Origin of the sequence: Shewanella sp. KCT (assembly GCF_007636505.1) — a bacterium.
In the GTDB taxonomy this organism is placed as follows: domain Bacteria; phylum Pseudomonadota; class Gammaproteobacteria; order Enterobacterales; family Shewanellaceae; genus Shewanella; species Shewanella halotolerans.
In genome coordinates, this window is sequence record NZ_LVDJ01000002.1 from 277,927 (window position 1) to 297,107 (window position 19,181).

General features: G+C 56.3%; 13 protein-coding genes. 5 read left to right on the forward strand and 8 right to left on the reverse strand.

Going from position 1 to position 19,181, the window contains the following annotated elements; translation table 11 throughout:
• The first annotated feature begins 132 nt into the window (after nucleotides 1-132).
• Both AYI87_RS04070 and AYI87_RS04075 read left to right on the forward strand, forming a co-directional pair.
• The gene (locus tag AYI87_RS04070) at nucleotides 133-4,839 is read left to right on the forward strand and encodes a VCBS domain-containing protein (RefSeq protein ID WP_222116765.1); all 4,707 of its coding nucleotides are present in this window, start codon (nucleotides 133-135) and stop codon (nucleotides 4,837-4,839) included.
• Nucleotides 4,829-8,524: a VCBS domain-containing protein gene (locus tag AYI87_RS04075; RefSeq protein ID WP_186300547.1), complete on the forward strand. Its 3,696-nt coding sequence runs from the start codon at nucleotides 4,829-4,831 to the stop codon at nucleotides 8,522-8,524. The genes AYI87_RS04070 and AYI87_RS04075 overlap by 11 nt, the downstream gene beginning before the upstream one ends.
• Before the next feature lie 52 nt (nucleotides 8,525-8,576).
• Here AYI87_RS04075 and AYI87_RS04080 read toward each other — a convergent pair whose 3' ends face one another.
• A complete protein-coding gene (locus AYI87_RS04080; RefSeq protein WP_144199840.1) occupies nucleotides 8,577-9,002 on the reverse strand; it encodes a hypothetical protein in 426 nt (141 codons plus the stop codon).
• A 265-nt stretch (nucleotides 9,003-9,267) separates the two neighbouring features.
• On the opposite strand from AYI87_RS04080, the gene AYI87_RS04085 reads away from it, so the two are divergent.
• A complete protein-coding gene (locus AYI87_RS04085) occupies nucleotides 9,268-10,425 on the forward strand; it encodes a putative sulfate/molybdate transporter (RefSeq protein WP_144199842.1) in 1,158 nt (385 codons plus the stop codon).
• Between the two features lie 41 nt (nucleotides 10,426-10,466).
• On the opposite strand, the gene AYI87_RS04090 is transcribed toward AYI87_RS04085, so the two are convergent.
• Both AYI87_RS04090 and AYI87_RS04095 read right to left on the reverse strand, forming a co-directional pair.
• Entirely contained in the window at nucleotides 10,467-11,216 is a 750-nt protein-coding gene (locus tag AYI87_RS04090; RefSeq protein ID WP_144199844.1) for a substrate-binding periplasmic protein, read from the reverse strand.
• A gap of 151 nt (nucleotides 11,217-11,367) precedes the next feature.
• Entirely contained in the window at nucleotides 11,368-12,459 is a 1,092-nt protein-coding gene (locus AYI87_RS04095) for an alkene reductase (RefSeq protein ID WP_144199846.1), read from the reverse strand.
• Between the two features lie 127 nt (nucleotides 12,460-12,586).
• On the opposite strand from AYI87_RS04095, the gene AYI87_RS04100 reads away from it, so the two are divergent.
• Nucleotides 12,587-13,504: a LysR family transcriptional regulator gene (locus AYI87_RS04100; protein ID WP_144199848.1), complete on the forward strand. Its 918-nt coding sequence runs from the start codon at nucleotides 12,587-12,589 to the stop codon at nucleotides 13,502-13,504.
• A gap of 67 nt (nucleotides 13,505-13,571) precedes the next feature.
• Here AYI87_RS04100 and AYI87_RS04105 read toward each other — a convergent pair whose 3' ends face one another.
• Nucleotides 13,572-14,930 (reverse strand): ammonia-forming cytochrome c nitrite reductase subunit c552, encoded by a 1,359-nt coding sequence (locus tag AYI87_RS04105; RefSeq protein WP_144199850.1) that lies wholly within the window; start codon nucleotides 14,928-14,930, stop codon nucleotides 13,572-13,574.
• Between the two features lie 56 nt (nucleotides 14,931-14,986).
• Complete coding sequence (locus tag AYI87_RS04110) at nucleotides 14,987-16,198, reverse strand: NnrS family protein (RefSeq protein WP_144199852.1); 1,212 nt, start codon at nucleotides 16,196-16,198, stop codon at nucleotides 14,987-14,989.
• Between the two features lie 271 nt (nucleotides 16,199-16,469).
• Here AYI87_RS04110 and AYI87_RS04115 point away from each other — a divergent pair, with 271 nt between their 5' ends.
• Nucleotides 16,470-16,811, forward strand: coding sequence for a thioredoxin family protein (locus AYI87_RS04115; protein WP_144199854.1), 342 nt, complete (start codon nucleotides 16,470-16,472; stop codon nucleotides 16,809-16,811).
• Between the two features lie 208 nt (nucleotides 16,812-17,019).
• On the opposite strand, the gene AYI87_RS04120 is transcribed toward AYI87_RS04115, so the two are convergent.
• The 3 genes from AYI87_RS04120 to AYI87_RS04130 all read right to left on the reverse strand — a co-directional run bounded on the left by AYI87_RS04120 (nucleotide 17,020) and on the right by AYI87_RS04130 (nucleotide 19,129).
• Nucleotides 17,020-17,598 (reverse strand): NifB/NifX family molybdenum-iron cluster-binding protein, encoded by a 579-nt coding sequence (locus tag AYI87_RS04120; RefSeq protein ID WP_144199856.1) that lies wholly within the window; start codon nucleotides 17,596-17,598, stop codon nucleotides 17,020-17,022.
• A 9-nt stretch (nucleotides 17,599-17,607) separates the two neighbouring features.
• Complete coding sequence (locus AYI87_RS04125; RefSeq protein ID WP_144199857.1) at nucleotides 17,608-17,892, reverse strand: DUF134 domain-containing protein; 285 nt, start codon at nucleotides 17,890-17,892, stop codon at nucleotides 17,608-17,610.
• A gap of 220 nt (nucleotides 17,893-18,112) precedes the next feature.
• Nucleotides 18,113-19,129: a hypothetical protein gene (locus tag AYI87_RS04130; RefSeq protein ID WP_144199858.1), complete on the reverse strand. Its 1,017-nt coding sequence runs from the start codon at nucleotides 19,127-19,129 to the stop codon at nucleotides 18,113-18,115.
• Between the last annotated feature and the right edge of the window lie 52 nt (nucleotides 19,130-19,181).

Consider the following 19,181-nt stretch of genomic DNA (forward strand, 5'->3'; position numbering starts at 1 on the left):
GGCACTGGCACTGGCACTGGCACTGGCACTGGCACTGGCACTGGCACTGGCACTGGCACTGGCACTGGCACTGGCACTGGCACTGGCACTGGCACGCATGAAAACCCGTTACATATTGATAGTCAACAAGATTTGCAAACGATTAAAGAAAATAGTGTTATCGATACGGTATCGGGCAAACTCGCGGCCAGCGGCGATACTAAGGACGCCGTCACCTGGACTGTGGAGACCAGTAAGGGACAATATGGCGATCTTGTGCTCAATCCCAGCACGGGTGAGTGGCACTATCATCTCAACAACTTCGATGCCAAGACCAATGCCCTGTTCGAAGGCGAGCACCACAACGAAACCTTTACCATTACGGCCACAGACAATTTGGGTAACAGAGTCAGCAGCGTCATTTGCGTCGCCGTCGAGGGCAGTAACGATCTGCCGGTGATCTCCGGCGTCCATCACGCCAGCCTCAACGAGCTGGGCTCGGTTGATCGGGTATCGGGGCAATTGATCGCCACAGATCCCGACTCGGGAGACGGCGTCCATTGGGCCGTGCCCCACTCATCAGGCGTCTATGGCGAGCTGGTGATCGACCCAGATACAGGTGTCTGGCAGTATCGGCTCGATAATAGCTCGCCCAACACCCTCTCCCTACATGCGGGCCAGGTGGCCACTGAGACCTTCAGAGTCACGGCAACCGACAGCTCTGGACAACCCGTCAGCCAGATAGTGACCATAGAAGTTCACGGCGCAGATCAGCGAGCCGTCATCCATGGCATGGCCAGCGGCTCGGTGACAGAAGACAGAGACCTGGTCGCCGGACAGCTACAGACATCTGGGCAACTGACGGTGATCGATCCCGATGGCGGCGACAATCACTTCATTGCCACCACACTCCAAGGGCAATACGGCACCCTCACCATCAACGATCTCGGCCACTGGAGCTACACAGCAGATAACTCACAAAATCCGATACAAGGGCTCAAATCTGGCGAGTCCCTCACCGAGACCTTGTTTGTTCATAGCGTCGACGGTACCGAGCAGAAGGTGACCGTCACCATCAATGGCACAGACGACAAGGCGGTGATTGGCGGCGCGGCGACAGCCAGCGTGACCGAAGATAGGGACCTCTATCAGGGTCAGCTGAGAGTGGACGGAACGCTGACGGTCACCGATGCGGACAGTGGTCAAGCTCAGTTCCAAGCAACTAGTTTACAAGGTCAATTTGGTACCTTGTCGATTGATTCATATGGCCACTGGACCTACACCGCCGATAACTCACAAACCGCCATTCAGGGGCTCAAGTCCGGCGAGTCCCTCACCGAGACCCTATTTGTTCATAGCGTCGATGGCACAGCGCAAAAGGTGACCGTCACCATCAATGGCACCGACGACAAAGCAGTGATTACTGGCGCAGCCACGGGGACGGTTACCGAAGACAAAGACCTCTACCAAGGGCATTTGCGTGTTGATGGTGCGCTCACTGCGACCGATGCAGACAGTGGTCAAGCTCAGTTCCAGGCAACTAGTTTACAAGGTCAATTTGGTACCTTGTCGATTGACTCAAATGGCCACTGGAGCTACACAGCAGATAACTCACAAAATGCGATACAGGGGCTCAAGTCCGGTCAGTCACTCACAGAGACTCTGTTTGTTCACAGCATCGATGGCACAGCGCAAAAGGTGACCGTCACCATCAATGGCACCGACGACAAAGCAGTGATTACTGGCGCAGCCACGGGGACGGTTACCGAAGACAAAGACCTCTATCAGGGACAACTGAGGGTCGATGGTGCGCTCACCGCCACCGATGCGGACAGTGGTCAAACGCAGTTCCAAGCAACCTCACTACAAGGTCAATTTGGTACCTTGTCGATTGATTCAAATGGCCACTGGACCTACACCGCTGATAACGCTCAAACCGCTATTCAAGGGCTCAAGTCCGGCGAATCACTCACTGACACCTTACTGGTGCACTCAGTCGATGGCACAGAACAGAAGGTCACCATCACCATCAATGGCACAGACGACAAAGCGGTAATTGGCGGCACGGCCACTGGGACTGTGACCGAAGACAAAGATCTCTATCAAGGCCAGCTGAGGGTCGATGGCGCCCTGACGGTGACCGATGCCGATAGCGGTCAAAATCAATTTGTCGCCACTAGCCTGCAAGGCCAATACGGCACTTTGACCATCAACGATCTCGGCCACTGGACCTACACGGCCGACAACTCCCAGGCCGCTATTCAAGGACTCAAATCCGGCGAGTCCCTCACCGAGACCCTATTTGTTCACTCGGTCGATGGCACAGCGCAAAAGGTGACCGTCACCATCAATGGCACAGACGACAAGGCAGTAATTGGCGGTACTGCAACAGGAATTGTTAATGAGGACAAAGACCTCTATCAGGGACAACTCAGAGTCGATGGTACCCTGACAGTTACCGATGCCGACAGCGGCCAAAACCAGTTGATTGCCACCAGCCTACAGGGGCAATACGGCACACTCACCATCAACGATCTCGGCCACTGGACCTACACCGCCGACAACGCTCAAACCGCCATTCAGGGGCTCAAGTCCGGCGAGTCACTCACCGAGACTCTGTATGTACACTCAATCGATGGTACAGAGCAGAAGGTGACCGTCACCATAAACGGCACAGACGATAAGGCGGTGATTGGCGGCGTGGCAACAGCCAGCGTTACCGAAGATAGAGACCTCCACCAGGGTCAGCTGAGAGTGGACGGCGCGCTGACGGTCACCGACGCTGATCACGGAGAGGCGCAATTCGCCGCCTCTAGCCTTCAAGGCCAATACGGCACTTTGACCATCAACGATCTCGGCCACTGGACCTACACGGCCGACAACTCCCAGGCCACTATTCAGGGGCTCAAGTCCGGTGAATCACTCACAGAGACTCTGTTTGTTCACAGCATCGATGGCACAGCGCAAAAGGTGACCGTCACCATTAACGGAACCGACGACAAAGCAGTGATTGCTGGCGCAGCCACGGGGGCGGTTACCGAAGACAAAGATCTCTACCAAGGCCAATTGCGTGTTGACGGAGCACTCACGGTAACAGATGCCGATAGTGGTCAAGCGCAGTTCCAGGCAACTAGTTTACAAGGTCAATTTGGCACACTGTCGATTGACTCAAATGGCCACTGGACCTACACAGCAGACAACTCCCAGGCCGCTATTCAAGGGCTCAAATCCGGCGAGTCACTCAACGAAAACCTGACGGTACATAGTCTGGATGGCACTGAGCAGCAGATCATCATCAAGATCTCAGGACAAGATGACGCAGCCGTCATCACGGGAGAAGACAAGGGCTACTTGAAGGAAGACCATTATCCTGCAGGTGATGCGCACCATACCCTGCACTATACGGGTTCCCTGGACGTCCATGATCCAGACAAGGGAGAGAGCTATTTTCGGGCGACTCACGACGCTCAGGCGATCTCAGATCCCTTCGGTGGCAGCCTGGATATCGAGAAGCACGGGGTGTGGCAATATGTGGTCTCAAATGACGCCCTTCAGCATTTAGGTAAGGGGCAGTTTGAGCAGGTCGTCTATCGCGTCTACAGCACCGATGGCACGAGTAAAGATATCAAGATCACCCTAGAGGGCACCAACGATGCCCCCGTGGTTAGCGCCACCCAGATACTCCCTGCAGGCCTGGAAGACCACGCCTTCACCATCACCCAGACCCAGCTGCTCGCCAATGTCACTGATGTCGATGACAACGACGCCGGGCAACTTACAGTCGCCAACCTGCATGCCGATCATGGAACTATTACCACCAACCCCGACGGCAGTTTCACCTTCACGCCAGAGAAGGACTACAACGGCGAAGTGCATTTTACTTACGATGTGAAAGATGCCCACGGTGGTACGGCTCACACTGGCGCAAGCACTACATTAGCAGCTGTCAACGACGCAGCAATAATTACAGGAACCGATACCGGCTCTGTCACCGAAGATCTTCATCCTCATGCCCCTGTGCAAGGGAACTACGCATATAAGCTCGAAGCACGTGGCACACTTCAGGCTATAGACCCTGATGCTGGAGAAAGTGGCTTTGAATTCAAAACTCTTATCTCGGCAGCTATGCACCCAGAGTGGCGACCTTATTCTTCATCGCTGGGTGGACAATTAGCAATTGACCCAAAAGGGAACTGGAATTACTACATAGATAACCGCAAACCTGAAATCCAGCACTTAGGTAAAGGCGAAACCTTAACGGATACCGTGACGGTGCACTCTAAAGATGGCACCACCCACGATATCGTCATTACCATCCACGGCACTAATGATGCCCCGACAGTATCAAGTGAGGTGCAGTTAAACTCAGGCAAGGAAGACACTGTTCAAACCATTACTGCGTCTGATTTGCTGGCGCATGCAACCGATATTGATAATAACGACCAAGGCCAGCTTACCGTCGCAAACCTTATCGCCGACCATGGCTCCATTCGAGACAACCAAGACGGCACCTATACCTTCACCCCCGACAAAGACTACAACGGCGCGGTGCATTTTACTTACGATGTCAAAGATGCACATGGCGGTACGGCTCACACTGGCGCAAGCACTACATTAGCAGCTGTCAACGACGCAGCAATAATTACAGGAACCGATACCGGCTCTGTCACCGAAGATCTTCATCCTCATGCCCCTGTGCAAGGGAACTACGCCTATAAGCTTGAAGCACGTGGCACACTTCAGGCTATAGACCCTGATGCAGGAGAAAGTGGCTTTGAATTCAAAACTCTTATCTCGGCAGCAATGCACCCAGAGTGGCGACTCTTATTCTTCATCGCTGGGTGGACAATTGGCAATTGACCCAAAAGGGAACTGGAATTACTACATAGATAACCGCAAACCTGAAATCCAGCACTTAGGTAAAGGCGAAACCTTAACGGATACCGTGACGGTGCACTCTAAAGATGGCACCACCCACGATATCGTCATTACCATCCACGGCACTAATGATGCCCCGACAGTATCAAGTGAGGTGCAGTTAAACTCAGGCAAGGAAGACACTGTTCAAACCATTACTGCGTCTGATTTGCTGGCGCATGCAACCGATATTGATAATAACGACCAAGGCCAGCTTACCGTCGCAAACCTTATCGCCGACCATGGCTCCATTCGAGACAACCAAGACGGCACCTATACCTTCACCCCCGACAAAGACTACAACGGCGCGGTGCATTTTACCTACGATGTCAAAGATGTACATGGCGGCATAACCCACACAGGCGCCAGCACCACACTGGCAGCGGTGGGTGACCAGGCCCAGATCTCAGGCGATACCCGGGGCGAGCTCGTCGAAGATCACCATCAGGACGCCCACAACCAGATTGCTATCTCGGGCCAGCTCAATGTGCAGGATCCCGATGCGGGACAGGCGGCCTTCCAAGCGGGCACGGCGACACAATTGGACGACCCCTTCGGCGGCAGCCTGCATATCGGTGCCGATGGCAGCTGGACCTACGACGTCGACAACGCCAGGCTACAAGAGCTGAGCGAACATCAGGAGGTCTTGGTTACCCACAGAGTCTATACCTTGGATGGCACGGCGCAGGATATCGTCATCAAGATAACAGGCACCAACGATGCCCCTATGCTTGGCGTGGCGCAGCTCTCCAGCACCACGGGGCATCTCACGGTACAAGACCCAGACAGCCAAGACAGCCACAGCTTCTCGGTTGCCCAACAAACGGGACAATTTGGCACCCTGGTTGTCGACCCAGACACAGGCGCCTACAGCTACCACCTCAATCAGAGCGTTGCCGGCATGCATTACGACAAGGCCAGCGGTCAGTACCAAGGCACAGACACCTTCGAGGTGCAGGTCAGTGACAACCATGGCGGCAGCGAGACCAAATTTATCAGCTTCGATGCCAGAGTTAGCCTCACCGCGCCAACAGGCGCAGGCCTTCAACCCCAATTGCATGCAACTGTCACCAGCCCATCGCAACTGGTGGACACTAGGCCACAGCTGCCCCCGACACAGACCATAGGCAACGCCATTACTCTCGCACTGAGTCATGGCAGCGATACCGGGGCCTCCGACAGCGACGGTATCACCCATGACACCCACCCTGTGGTCGAAGGGCAGACGGACATCCCCTTCTCCTTGGTCACCCTCTATGAGCAGGGCAACAAGCTCACCAGTGTGTTAAGTGATGCTCAGGGACACTACAGCGTCGCACTTAACGGCCTTAGCGAAGGCGTGCACCAGCTCACTGCCACTGCCCAGGCCCCCGGCAGTCAACAAACTGTGCAGTCCACACCGCTCGCGCTCACACTCGACACCCAGACAGACATAGCCGTACATAGCGCCTCACTGAATGGCCATGGCGAGTTGGTGGTGCAGGTCTACCTGCCCAAGGATAGCGAGCTGACTCAGCTGGTGATCAGCAGCAGTGGCGGCGGTCAGCCCCTGGTGATCGACCCTCAACACCACGACGCCATTGGTGGCAGCGTGAGTCATCCCGATCATCAGTATATTAATTTCGAGCATATCGACCTCTCATCGCTGCCCGATGGCGAACTCACCATCAGCGTGCGCGGGCAAGATGTAGCGGGCAATCAGGCATCAGCCAGCAGTAGCCAATTTAACGGCTTACCGCTCAGCCTCAACACCAATATACCGCCCCTCACCCTGGCGCTGACCCATGATACCGGCCAGTCCAGCAGCGATGGCATCACCACAGACGCCAGCCTGACCATAGGTGGCCAGCTCGCCGGCATGCGGGTGGAATATTCGATCGACGGCGGTCAGCATTGGCAGTCGCAATTTACGCCGGTGCAGGGCCACAACCAGCTTTGGGTGCGCCAGACCGACGCCTTCGGCCACGCATCACCTCACACCCAACTCGACTTTGAGCTGGATAATCAGGCGCCGCTCCCCCAGATACGACTCGACGCCATCACGCCAGATAATCTGGTCAATGCCGCCGAGGCGGGCAGAAGCATAGCGGTCACGGGCAGCGTCAACAGCGAGGTGCCCGCCGGTACGCCAATCACCCTGGCCATAGGGCAACAGACCTATCAGGGACAGGTGGACAACCAGGGGCATTTCAGCGTGCAGGTGCCCGGCAGCGCGCTGGCCGGCGCCCATGAGATCAATGCCTCCCTGACCACCACAGATCTTGCCGGTAACCAGGGAAGCGCCACGGAGAGCCATCAATACCGGGTCGATACCCAGGCCAGCATAGACATGAACCCCATCGCCGGCGACAACATGTTACAGGCCGGCGAGCAGCACCAAGCCCTCACCATCAGCGGCACGGTCACTAATGTCGAAGAGGGGCAGAGGGTGACCGTCTCCATCGGTGGGCAGCAATACCATGCCAATGTCCATAACGGTTGCTGGAGCACTCAGCTAAGCGCCGCCGAGGTCGATGCCTTGCCGGGCGGCAGCCTGGAGATCAAGGCCATGGTCAGCGATCTGGCGGGTAACCACGCCCAGATGAGCAGCCCCCTGTATGTAGTCGACCACGCTAACCCCATTCCCAGCATGAGTTTTCTCACGCCGCCTACGCCAACGGGAACGGGCGCCATTGGCTCCCACATTTCGGGCGATCTGATTGCGCCGCCGCTACTGCAACAGCTTACCCCCAACGCCCCCACAAAAGGCGCCTGGGCGATCGATGACGGTCATGGTCACCCCACCCTGAGCCTCAGGGGCCAGTACGGCACGCTCACCATAGATCCAGATACCGGCCATGTGGATTATGTCTATAACCAGGCACCCTCACCTGGCGATAAGGCTGCCGGCGGTACCCACTGGGCGGGGGAAACCGTCTCGGAAACCCATCACGATATCTTTCATATCCTCTATCACGACAGCCACTCCTCCAATGTGGATGTGGAAGTGAATCTGGATATCACCTATGTTCACGGTCACAGTGGTCACAACCAACTATCGACCCAGTTGGTAGATATGACGGTCACCCCTGTCACCACTAGCCCTGCCCCGCCGCCACCGCCGCCTGAGCTGCACGATACTCCCCAATGGGATGGCGACCAAGATGCGATCGATGATGCCCAGGTGATTGTCATCCCGATGGATGAAGGTAAGGAAGAGGATAAGCATGCTGCAGATCTGGATGACAAGCCGGTGCATAGCCAGCCCCATGAGTTGGCGGCGAGTGGCGCCGAACCCTCTCATACAGAGGCGGACGCCCGCCCACTGGCGGCTGCGGCGCTCGCCCCCGTGGACCACTACCTGCAGATGGTGGGGCTGAGTCAGCAGGATCTGGCGCAAGTCGAGAGTCACACTAAGCCTCAGCCTGATCTGGAGACGCCGCTGATGGCCACAGAGCACTTCGACGCCGACGATCTCACCCTGACCCCGGCAGATCAGTTCGACAACCCGCTGCTGGAGGAGCATGAGAAAGAGAAGCCTCATCCATCGCTTGTGGATATCGACGATCCCAGAGACGATCAGCATGCCAGTGCCCATGACGATGACCTTCTACACAACGCCTTAAACGATATGCACAACCAGTTTTAAGACATAAGAAAGGCCCGCTCGCGGGCCTTTGCATTTAACCTAGGCTTGGTCGCTAAGATTGAGACAGGCTCTTCAGGCCGCTGGTGTCTACCCCCTTTAGCGCCTCGCGCTCCATCGCTTTCTTCTCTTCCCAGGCATTATGTTTCTTCTGCTCGTCGAGTTTCTGCTGCTCCAGACTCAGCCTCACCTGGCGCTGAATCGCTTCCTGCTCAGACTCGCATTGCTTGAAGCCGTCGGACCATCCCTGAGCATACTGCTTATCGGCGTCGAACTTGGCGACATCCTTCTTGAACTGATCGAAAAGGCTGCCGCCCGCCTTATTGCCACTATGGCATCCATCGTCGTAACCATCGGCATAGGCGACCGGATATCCTTGGTCTATCATGATGTCTCTCTGGCTGGCACAGGCCGACAGCAAGAATGTCGTCGCCACCAGCAAAGGCACAATCCCCAATTTGGCAAACTGCTTTTCTTGCATCTCTTGACCCCCTTTTCATTTGGCAGAAGCGACACACTAACACACACATCCGACCAGAAATCCACGTCAATCGCACACTTTTTGAATGATTAGCAATAATTAATGTTGAGATCTCTTGACCCAGTGCCGGCCTAATGTGTGACAACTTGTCTCATCCACTTCAGCCAAATGGCCCATTTTGCCTCGGTTTTACCCATAAAAGCCTACAAAAAACATGGCATTAAATTTGCCATGAAATGAGTGATGATTTCCCACGGCAAGTAATATGAGATGTAACACCCAAGACGTTAGCCAGCTAAACAAACACATAGGAGAATTCAGCGGCGCCTTCGCCGACCTCGGCACCTTTCTGCCACTGGTACTCGGCCTAATTGCCATCAACCATTTCTCCCCTCAAGGGATCTTTCTCGGCTTCGGCCTGTTCGCCCTCTTTACCGCCTACTTCTATCGCAGACCCATTCCGGTACAACCGATGAAGGTGATTGCAGCGCTGGTGATCGCCCAGGGACTCACGCCGGGCATGCTGCAAGCCAGCGGCATCATGATGGGACTCATACTCTTGCTGCTGGCCTATAGCGGCGCCATCGGCTGGATGGCCAAACAACTGTCCCCCGCCGTGAGCATAGGTATACAACTGGCTATCGGCCTGCAACTCATCTGGATGGGCGGGCAGATGATGAGCGGCACCTGGCTCATCGGCATACTGGCCTTCAGCGCCCTGTTTATGAGCCGTTTCATGCCGCTTCCCTACCTGGCCATGCCCCTGGTATTGGTGCTAGGCGTTCTATGGCAGGCAAACCAGGGCTCGGCCACCAGCTTCACCCTGTCGGCCACCACAGACTGGCAATTGGGCTGGCCCAATATGGATGAATGGAGCTCGGCGGCGCTACTCCTGGTACTGCCACAGCTGGCGTTGACCCTGACCAATGCGGTTATCGCTACCTCAGCCATGGCCAGTGAGAAGTTTCCCCAAGATAGGCTAATCGATGACAAACGTTTCGCGCCGCGGCGCCTGGCCACCAGCTCGGGCTGGGCAAACCTGCTATTGGCGCCACTAGGCGCAACGCCCATGTGCCATGGCGCGGGCGGCCTGGCGGTGCAATATCACTTTGGTGCCCGCAGCTGGCGCGCCCCGGCCCTGTTCGGTATCTGCTGCCTGCTGGTCGCCCTGTGCTGGGGCGATACCATAGCCCAGGTGCTATCTCTGATCCCTCTTGCGATCCTGGGGAGCCTGCTGGCGATCGCCGGCCTGCAACTGGCCTGGTCGAAACGCTTCCTCGATGGCAAACCCTTCTGCATCTTTGTGATCTTATCCACCGCCGCCGTCTGCCTGACCATCAATACCGCCGCCGGACTCGCCGTGGGGGTGATATTGGAGATGGGCCGCAGGCAGTGGCATCTGATCTCTGATCTAAGACACTAACAGCTTGTGCATGTTAATCCCTCGGCACCGACCCTCGGCAGCTAAGGGATTAACGTATCATCGAACTCGAGATAATGTTCACCCAAGAGCTGCGCCGTCCTGCCGCTACGCTTCATTTCGCGTAGCGCCTTCGAAATGGCATCGACAAAGGCTTCCGTCTTGGGCGTGCGATGACAGGTGATCTGATCAAATTCGATCCTTATGGGATGCGCAGGCGAATAGCTGAGGCGATATAGATACTGGTTCACATCGGGTAGATAGGCGAGAAACACCTGAATACGACCACTTTCCAGCTTCTTGATATTCTGTTCATCGGTCGCGGCGTACTCTATCTTGACACCTGACGCTAGCAGCTCTTGATCCCACACCTCAGTGCCTAGGGTTGCCCCGACCAATCCCCCCTGAAGCTGGGCAGTCGATGTCAGCGCAGGGGTGCCTCGCAGGGTCATCATATACTCTTTAAAGACGCCCAACGGGAAACTGGTCACTATCTTATCCACACCAAACTCTTGGCGCATCACGTTGGCGTAACTGTAAATACAATCGTAACGGCGCTTGCGAAACATGTAGATGGCCCGCTTTTCTGGGATGACATCTTCGACAAAGTCGACCTTCGCCATACCCGCCGCCTCCTGCAGCAGATTTTGATAGGGCCCACTGTGCTGCTTATTGATAAGGCCGGTAAAGTGGGGAGCAACCAGGCTAATCTCGGCCGCCCAAAGAGAAACATTCACACAGAGGGTCAGACACAGACTAAGACTCGACAGTATGAGTACACTAATCAACGGCATGGCTTTTCCTCATTGAGAGTTAGTCTATATGCTGACGATGGAAAATGGTTCGCCAGCAGACAATTCCTCCACGGACACTAGCTATAAACATAGTCGCAAATGCCTGATTGAGAGAAAAATTCACCTTGCCATCCCAAGGCCCCGCGCCAATTTAAGTCGCCTTGGGATAATCCGTATACCCAGCGGCGCCACCGCCAAACAATGGGCCCTTGTCGAAGCTTGCCAGCGGCAACTTGTACTGCAACCTGTGGGGCAGGTCCGGATTGGCGATAAAAGGGCGACCGAAGGCCACCAGATCCGCATAGCCCTTGCTCAGCACCTCACTGGCTCTGGCGAGATCGTAGCGTCCTGCCACGATAATAGTGGCGTCGAACAGGTTGCGCAGCTGCACCCTGAAAGACTCGGGGATCTGCGGCGCGTCATCCCAATCCGCCTCAGACAGATGAATATAGGCGATCCCCACCTTTGACAGCGCGCCGGCTGCCAGCAAGATGGTATCGACGATCTCCGGGCAGTTCATGTCCTTAAAGGTCACGAAGGGAGCGAGACGCACGCCGACCCGCCCGGCGCCTATTCTTTCGCTCACGGCCGCCACCACCTCAAGCAGGAAGCGAATACGTTTCTCACCGCTGCCGCCGTAGGCATCGCGGCGCTTGTTAGAGTTGGTGCGCAGGAACTGATCGATGAGGTAACCATTACCGCCGTGGATCTCTACTCCATCGAAGCCAGCTGCCAGCGCATTGCTTGCCGCATCGGCAAAGTCCTTGACCACACGATCGATATCCGCCTGGGACATCTCTCTGGGCGTCGGACAATCCAGCATCTGCCCCTCGGGGTGCACATCATCGACCACCCAGACCTGGGTTCCTTCCGGCTTAATGGCCGAGGGGGCCATGGGCGCCTCGCCGCCCTGAAAGACAGGATGAGACACCCGGCCCACATGCCAGAGCTGATTGAAAATCTTACCACCCGCACTGTGCACCGCATCTGTCACCTGACGCCAGCCGTCGATCTGCGCCTGGGTATAGATGCCTGGGGTGAAGGAATATCCCTGGCTATCGCCTGAGATCTGAGTCGCCTCGGTTACTATCAGCCCCGCCGAGGCGCGCTGTGCATAGTAGGTGGCCATCATCTGGTTGGGCAGATTGCCCGGCTGACTGGTGCGTGAGCGGGTCATCGGTGCCATAACGATACGGTTGGCCAAGGTGTTCTGGCCCATCTGGTAGGAGTTAAAGAGTTTCATCGGGTTTCCTTATGCCGACAGCTGGCGGCAGATGCAGTTCAAGTTGTTCGATGAAACAGAGTCTATTACCCGTTACATAATTTGATAATTAGGCTAGTATTGAAATCATTTTCAAAAATTTTTTGATATGTATCATCTCAAAGATCTGCAACTGGCGATCCGCATCGCCGATCTGCACAGCGTATCGGCCGCCGCCCGCGAGTTGGGCATGACTCCTGCCTCCGCCAGCGCCGCCCTGCAGCGTCTGGAACATAAGCTCAACTGTCAGCTGTTCGCCCGCTCGACCCGCAACATGCAGCTCACCGAGGAGGGCCAGGCCTTCATCGACACCGGGCGTCAGGCCCTCAGCCTGCTGCAAGGCGCCAGCGACGCCCTCGCCGACAAGCGAGGCGAACTCAGGGGCGAGCTGCGCATCGCCCTCCCCTCAGATCTTGGCCGCAATCGGGTCAGAGCCTGGCTGGATGAGCTAGCGGCCCAGGCTCCCGAGCTGACCCTGAGGCTCTATTTCGGCGATCAGCTGGACGACCTCATCGCTCAGAATGTCCACCTGGCGCTGAGATACGGTGAACTACAAGACTCCTCCCTGATGCGTCGGCAACTGACGCGTATGCACAGGGTGGCGGTGGCCTCCCCAGGCTACTTAGCGCGACATGGCCGCCCGAGCCATCCCCAGCAGCTTAGCCAACATAAGATCTTATTGCTCAACCGGGGTAACACCCCATGGCACAAGTGGCGATTTGCCGACAAACAACAGCCCCTCGAGGTCGAGCTGACGGGCAGCAAGAGTTGCAACGACGGCGCCGTGGTAAAAGAGTGGGCCCTGGCGGGGGAAGGGATCGCCTACAAAAGCTGGTTCGATGTGGCCCAGGAGGTCACAGAGGGCAGGCTCGAGCTGCTGCTGACCGACTATCTGGCCGACCCCATCCCTCTGCAGCTCACCTATCTGCAAACGGAATACCCAAGCCACAAGGTCCGCACCTGCATCGAGTTTCTTAAAGAGAAATGCCAGGCCTTCGACAACCAATATCCGCTGCTCAGGCGCTAGCAACAAAAAACGCCGGCTCAATCTCCTGGCCGGCGCTTTTAATTACGTAAACTTGAAAGCCAGTAGATTAGTAACCAGTTCGGCTCACCGCGGGCCAGTGTTTATCCACCTCTTGCTTGATAAAGGCCTGCTTAGCCTCGGTCAGCTTATCCAGCTCGATCCCCACCGCCTGCTGCGCCGCCTCCTTGGTGGAGATGTCCGGGTAGCTCACTTGGGTGACAGACAACATGCTGAGGATTTCGCTAAGCGCGCGGCGGGCATGTTCGGCCTGAAGGATCGCCGTGTCGAGCAGGGCGTTAGCCTCCTGGGGGTTATGGGCATAGCTGCCGTGGGATGACATGGCGAAATCCCAGCGCCACTGGGCATGACGGATCGCCATGATGGCATCGTTCATGATGGCCCAGCTCGCACCCGCATCCCAGGCGGCTCCCGCCTCATAGTGGGCCTTGACCAGCAGTTGCTCCACGCGTCTCGCCTTCTCGGCTATCTGCGACTTGGCCGAGTTGAGCTGCTTCATTAAGGCCTGTTTATTCTCATGGCAGCCCTGACACACAACGTCATAGTTTGGCAGCGCCTTGCCCACCTGATGGTTGGTGTAGGCCTTGCCCTCGCCGTCGGTCGCCGCCGGCATGTGGCAGGTCACGCAGGTCACCCCCGCCTTAGCGTGTTCGCTGCGACTCCAGTGCTCAAACTCTGGGTGGCGCGCCTTGAGGATGGGCGTCTTAGAGACGGGATGGATCCACTCGTAGAAACGGCGGGTATCGTAATATTTTTCAATAAGATCTGCGCTACTGCCGAAGATCCAGGGAATGTTAACCTTGTTGCTGCGCTCCGGCTGAAAATAGTAGGTCACATGACACTGGCCACACACCTGCGCCCCCTGCATTGCCTCATCCTGCTTGTCGAAGGGCAGATGGACCTTGGCCATGGCGTCGCGGGCGTGAGGACGCGGCAGGGTCAACTCCGCCTTACCCTGCTCATGACAGTCGCTGCAGTAGACCACGCTGTTCATCTCGGTGCCGAGATCGGTAAAGTTCTTCGCCGAAAAGCCTTCGACCCCCAGCTCATCGATGAGCCTTGGCACGTCCGGCGACTTACAGGTCCAGCAGCTCGCCGACAGCCCCTTCTTGCCCTCTCCCGGTGGCACACCTGTGCGCAGGGTATGGGTCACGTCGGCCACCGCAAACTGATGCCCACGAGGGCTATGGTACTCCTTGGCGTAGGCCGAGCCCGCCCAGAGGATAATGGCGGCGGGATAGCTGGCCAGCATGTCGCTGCGCGCCGCCTGGGTCGAAGTCGCCTGCCAGCTGGCATACTGGTTAGGATATTTGGCCTTCATCTTCTCGGGGCTAATATCTGCGGCGAGCGCCTGACTCAGGGTGCACCAGCCTAGCAGGCTCAATGCGATGGCAGTTAGTTTCTTCATTACACTTCCACACTCATTTAAATGACTACTTGTGTCTGGGATAGATTGTCTCTGGGCTAGCCCGGACGTCCGTCGACTCTGGGCCGGATTAATATGGGCGCGTAGCACCAGACAAACCAGCCGAAAGCCAGGCTCCAGCAGCTGCCGGCGATCCACAGCCACAGCTCGCTATACTCGGGAAACCACAGCGGCATCACGGCCCGGCACAGCGCCGCCAGCGTGATGCCCATAAAGGCCAGTGACATCTTGGGGCCCTGATAGATATTACGGCTGGTATGGCCCAGAGAGACCCGGGAGATCATCGACAGGCAGAGCCCGGCCATGGTGCCTATGGCAAACAGATGCAGCAGATGGCGATAGGCATTTTCATCGTCAATATTCCAGGCGAGCGCCGCCAGGGTCAGGGGCAGACAGAGATAGGCCAGCTGCAAGGACCAGAGCATGGGCTCGCCGAGCGTCTTGTGGGGCAGCCAGCGACTCCAGCGCAGCAGGTGTGCCAGCGCCGTCACCGCCAGCAATGCTTGCTCGCCCCCGGGCGAGAGGTATTTAGTGATCCCCTGGGCAATCAACAAGATCATCAAGGCAATCAGGCTGAGATCCAACGCCTTAATCGGCTCGGGTTTGGCCTGTTTGATACGCACCGCGGTAAAGAAGGGGATCACCCGGCCGCCCACTATGGTGATCAACAGCCCCAGCCACCAGAGCATGCCCTGCCAGATATGGTGGCTCAGCACGAAGTCGCGCTGGCTCAGGGCGTAGTAACTCAGCAGGTTGATCCCCGTGGCCACCAGCAACATGATGGGAAAACCTATGTTGCGCCACTGCTTGACCCGGTAGATGCAAGACCAGAGCTTGGCCGCCGTTAGCAGCAAGAAGATGCTGTCAAACAGCGCGGGCAGCCACACCGGCAGCTCAAACGGCGACAATAGCAGCACCCGCGCCAGTAACCAGCAGGCAAATACCAAGGCCAAAGGCCAGCCCTTGAGGCTTGGCTGATTGGTCCAGGTCTGCACCGAGGTGAGCAGGAAGCCCGAGACGATCGCCATGGCAAAACCGAACAACAACTCATGAGGATGCCACCAGAGCGGCACCACCTTGACCCAGAACTGAGATCTCAGCAGGCTCATCTCAGGTAGATACCAGGTGATCAGCCAAAGCGGCACATACAGGGTCGCCAGCAGGGCACCCCCCAGGAAAAAGGGCCTAAACCCCAGGCGCCAAATCGCCGGTGTCTTGTCGACCACGCTAGGATCATCGATATTTAGCATCTGCTGCGCCTCGGTCTGAATAAGGGATTAAACAAACATCTTGAATATAGCTTTATTGCCGCCAGTCTACTCAGAGGAGAGATAGCGGACAACGGATATTCGAGCCGAACAAAAGAAGTGTGAACCAGGTAGGTAAATTAGGCTATGATATTGAATTTAAATACCTCTTTAGAGGCATACTCAGTAAGTGACGTAACACTTGAGAAGCCACCGGAGAGATTCGAAGCAAGGCGAGACAAGAAAGTTCAGGAAATAGACAAGGGTAATGTAGATGGCACAGTTAACCGCCGATAACATAGAGTCGAATGATGCCTTGGACGACTACTTAGCCACCCATGAGGCCGTGCTCCTGCTCTTTGGCGGCGCCCACTGTGGCGTCTGTCAGAGTATCAAGCCCAGGCTGCTGCAGATGCTGGCCGAGCAGTTTCCCAAGATGCGCCTCGGCTATATCGACTGTGAGCAGCAGGCCGATATTGCCGCCGCCCACAGGGTGTTCACCCTCCCCGTCGTCGAGCTCTACTTTCAGGGTCAGGCGTTTGCTCGCTTTGTGAAGGTGTTTGCCATGGCCGAGGTGAGAGAGGCGATCGCTCGCCCCTATCAATTGCTGGACTAGAGAAGGTGCGAATAAGTCCCGTGCTTGCTCTGCGTGTGCTTAAAGTGGATAGATGCAAGGCACAGTTTGCAGCGAATGGCCTAGTCCTTCGCAAGAAGTGTAACGCAGCAAATACCGCTGTAAGCCTCGCCCTGCGGGGCTTTGATAGCGACGACTTGCTCGCACCTTCCCTGGCCTATACGCCTCTTTACTAACAGACCATGATCAATCAAGTCAAAGGACGAAATCCCTGATAGCTAATGGGCTTGTCGGCCTCGCCTTCAGCCTTGCGTGAAGAATGGGCAGCCTTATGCAAAGCAGACTGCTGCAACAGGCTTGAGGATTGGGCCTCGTGCCCATCATGGCCACCACATCCGCAGCCGCCACTCGCACCCGAGCCACTCGCACTGGAGCAACAGCCACCGCCATCTGCACAGCAGCCGCCCTTCTTGGCGTGATTGAGGGAAGCCCGTCCCTGTGAGGCGTCCAGCAGACGACGCTCCAGCAACTGGGTCTGGCTAAGCAGCACCTCGATACTCTCAGCGTTGTCACCCTGGCTGACGCTTATCCCCGCCGCCAGCAACTTACCCAGCATGCGCTCGCCGATATGCTGCACTATCACTATGTCTGTCTTCTGCGCCTTGATCAGGCTAAGCAGCTCACTCTTGGCGCGACAACCACCGCCATCTATGGCCGGGTTATCGAAGCTAGTGATCAGCTGGTGATATTCGTTGAAGAAGCCGATGCGCTGCGCCTTGGTAAAATGCGCCGCCAGACGGCCCCTGCTCATGGGCATAGCAATTATCATGATGATTCCTTATTGGTTCGATGTCAGCAGCACTATGGCCTGCCCCTGAGTGATCGCCGTCGCCACCTTTTGGCGGGCGCTGGCCAGTAGATTGCCGAAGGTCTGGCGAGAGATCCCCATGGACGCGGCCGCCTCCAACTGACTCAGACGCTGGACATCTCCCAGCGCCAGAGCCTCAAATTCGTCGGCCTCCAACTGGATCTTCTCCAGCTCCACGCTTGGGATCCCATTAGGCTTAAACAGGCTGCAGGGCGGACGGCACTGCAGGCGGCGACATTTTTTGGGTCTTGGCATGGCCATTCCCTTTATCGATTAAATGTTGATGAGTTATTGGCGTAGGCCAATAACTGAATTGTGGGAGATCTTATGAAATGAAACTGAGGGCCGGCTCACACTGGCTTATATTCGCGGTGGCTAAAAAAACAAAAAGCGAACCACCTAAGAGTGATTCGCTTTTGAGAGGCCCTAGAGACTAGAGACTAGAGACTAGAGACTAGAGACTAGAGACTAGAGACTAGAGCGCGTGCTGCTTAGTCAAGGCTCGAGTGCTCATCTCACCAGCATCTATGCTCTTAAATTTTGGCGTCAGGTATTCCTTCGCCATCTGAACACGCTGGGCAAACTCCGGCTGCTGCACCACAGTCTCATCCAGCACCATCAGCCTGGCTTTCTCCTGCCACTTCTTGATGGTCTTAGCCGACTTGACGGGATCGATCGGCAAGATCTGCACATGGGCCTGATTCCATCCCATATCGACATCGTACTCGACCACATACTCCTTGCCCGCCTCGACCTCGGCTTCGAGCACAGAATAACGCTCAGAGAGTGATACGAAGGTGTGCTTGCCCGGGGTGACTCTCACCTGAAAATAGGTGCCCGCCTTGGTACTGCCCACATAACCGGTTTCAGACCAGACATCGAAAGGCACCTCACCGATCAGCGTCTCCATGCGATAGAAGTTGATCACCGCCGAGTGCTCATCGGGTTTAATCGGCTCGACGCCTGTCTTCATCACGGGAAAACCCAGCAAGGCAGGGTTGGCCAACAGGTTATCGTAGGCATCGTTCTTTCTCGGCGCGCCGATATCTTTGGCCTTCTTGGTCTGCATGATCATGGAGACACCAAGGTCACGCTCGACCTCCTTCATCTTGCCCGTGGTGTAGTCTATAGTCAGATACACTGTCTCACCGGGACGATTATCTACCCGACTATAACCGAAGCCCACCAGCCCCTGCACCAGATGCACAGAGTTAAGCCCGGTTGCCAGCTTTAACAGGGTATGACTGCCGTTAGAGAGATCGGCAACCACATCGTTGTTAGCCGCTACCCAGGCACCGCGGGCGCCCCCCTGAAAGTTAGCACCGCGGATCACATAGACGAAGGTTTGCTCCTGAGTCGGCGTCGCCTCAGGTTTAAACTGGCTCACCAGCTCAGGATCAACCTTATAGGAGGTGGCACAACCTGTGGTCAGGCCTAATAAAACAACCCCTAAAATTAGCGAAAAATGTTTTTGTATCTTGTAGTTAGTCACGATTTTTGTTCCCTCAAAAAAAAGAAACTAGAAGCTACTGCCAGGCCAACCG

Coding starts and splice junctions, on each gene's coding strand:
- AYI87_RS04080 (WP_144199840.1), bottom strand. CDS start 9,002: ATGCAAGAAAAGCAGTTTGCCAAATTGGGGATTGTGCCTTTGCTGGTG.
- AYI87_RS04085 (WP_144199842.1), top strand. CDS start 9,268: ATGAGATGTAACACCCAAGACGTTAGCCAGCTAAACAAACACATAGGA.
- AYI87_RS04090 (WP_144199844.1), bottom strand. CDS start 11,216: ATGCCGTTGATTAGTGTACTCATACTGTCGAGTCTTAGTCTGTGTCTG.
- AYI87_RS04095 (WP_144199846.1), bottom strand. CDS start 12,459: ATGAAACTCTTTAACTCCTACCAGATGGGCCAGAACACCTTGGCCAAC.
- AYI87_RS04100 (WP_144199848.1), top strand. CDS start 12,587: ATGTATCATCTCAAAGATCTGCAACTGGCGATCCGCATCGCCGATCTG.
- AYI87_RS04105 (WP_144199850.1), bottom strand. CDS start 14,930: ATGAAGAAACTAACTGCCATCGCATTGAGCCTGCTAGGCTGGTGCACC.
- AYI87_RS04110 (WP_144199852.1), bottom strand. CDS start 16,198: ATGCTAAATATCGATGATCCTAGCGTGGTCGACAAGACACCGGCGATT.
- AYI87_RS04115 (WP_144199854.1), top strand. CDS start 16,470: ATGGCACAGTTAACCGCCGATAACATAGAGTCGAATGATGCCTTGGAC.
- AYI87_RS04120 (WP_144199856.1), bottom strand. CDS start 17,598: ATGATAATTGCTATGCCCATGAGCAGGGGCCGTCTGGCGGCGCATTTT.
- AYI87_RS04125 (WP_144199857.1), bottom strand. CDS start 17,892: ATGCCAAGACCCAAAAAATGTCGCCGCCTGCAGTGCCGTCCGCCCTGC.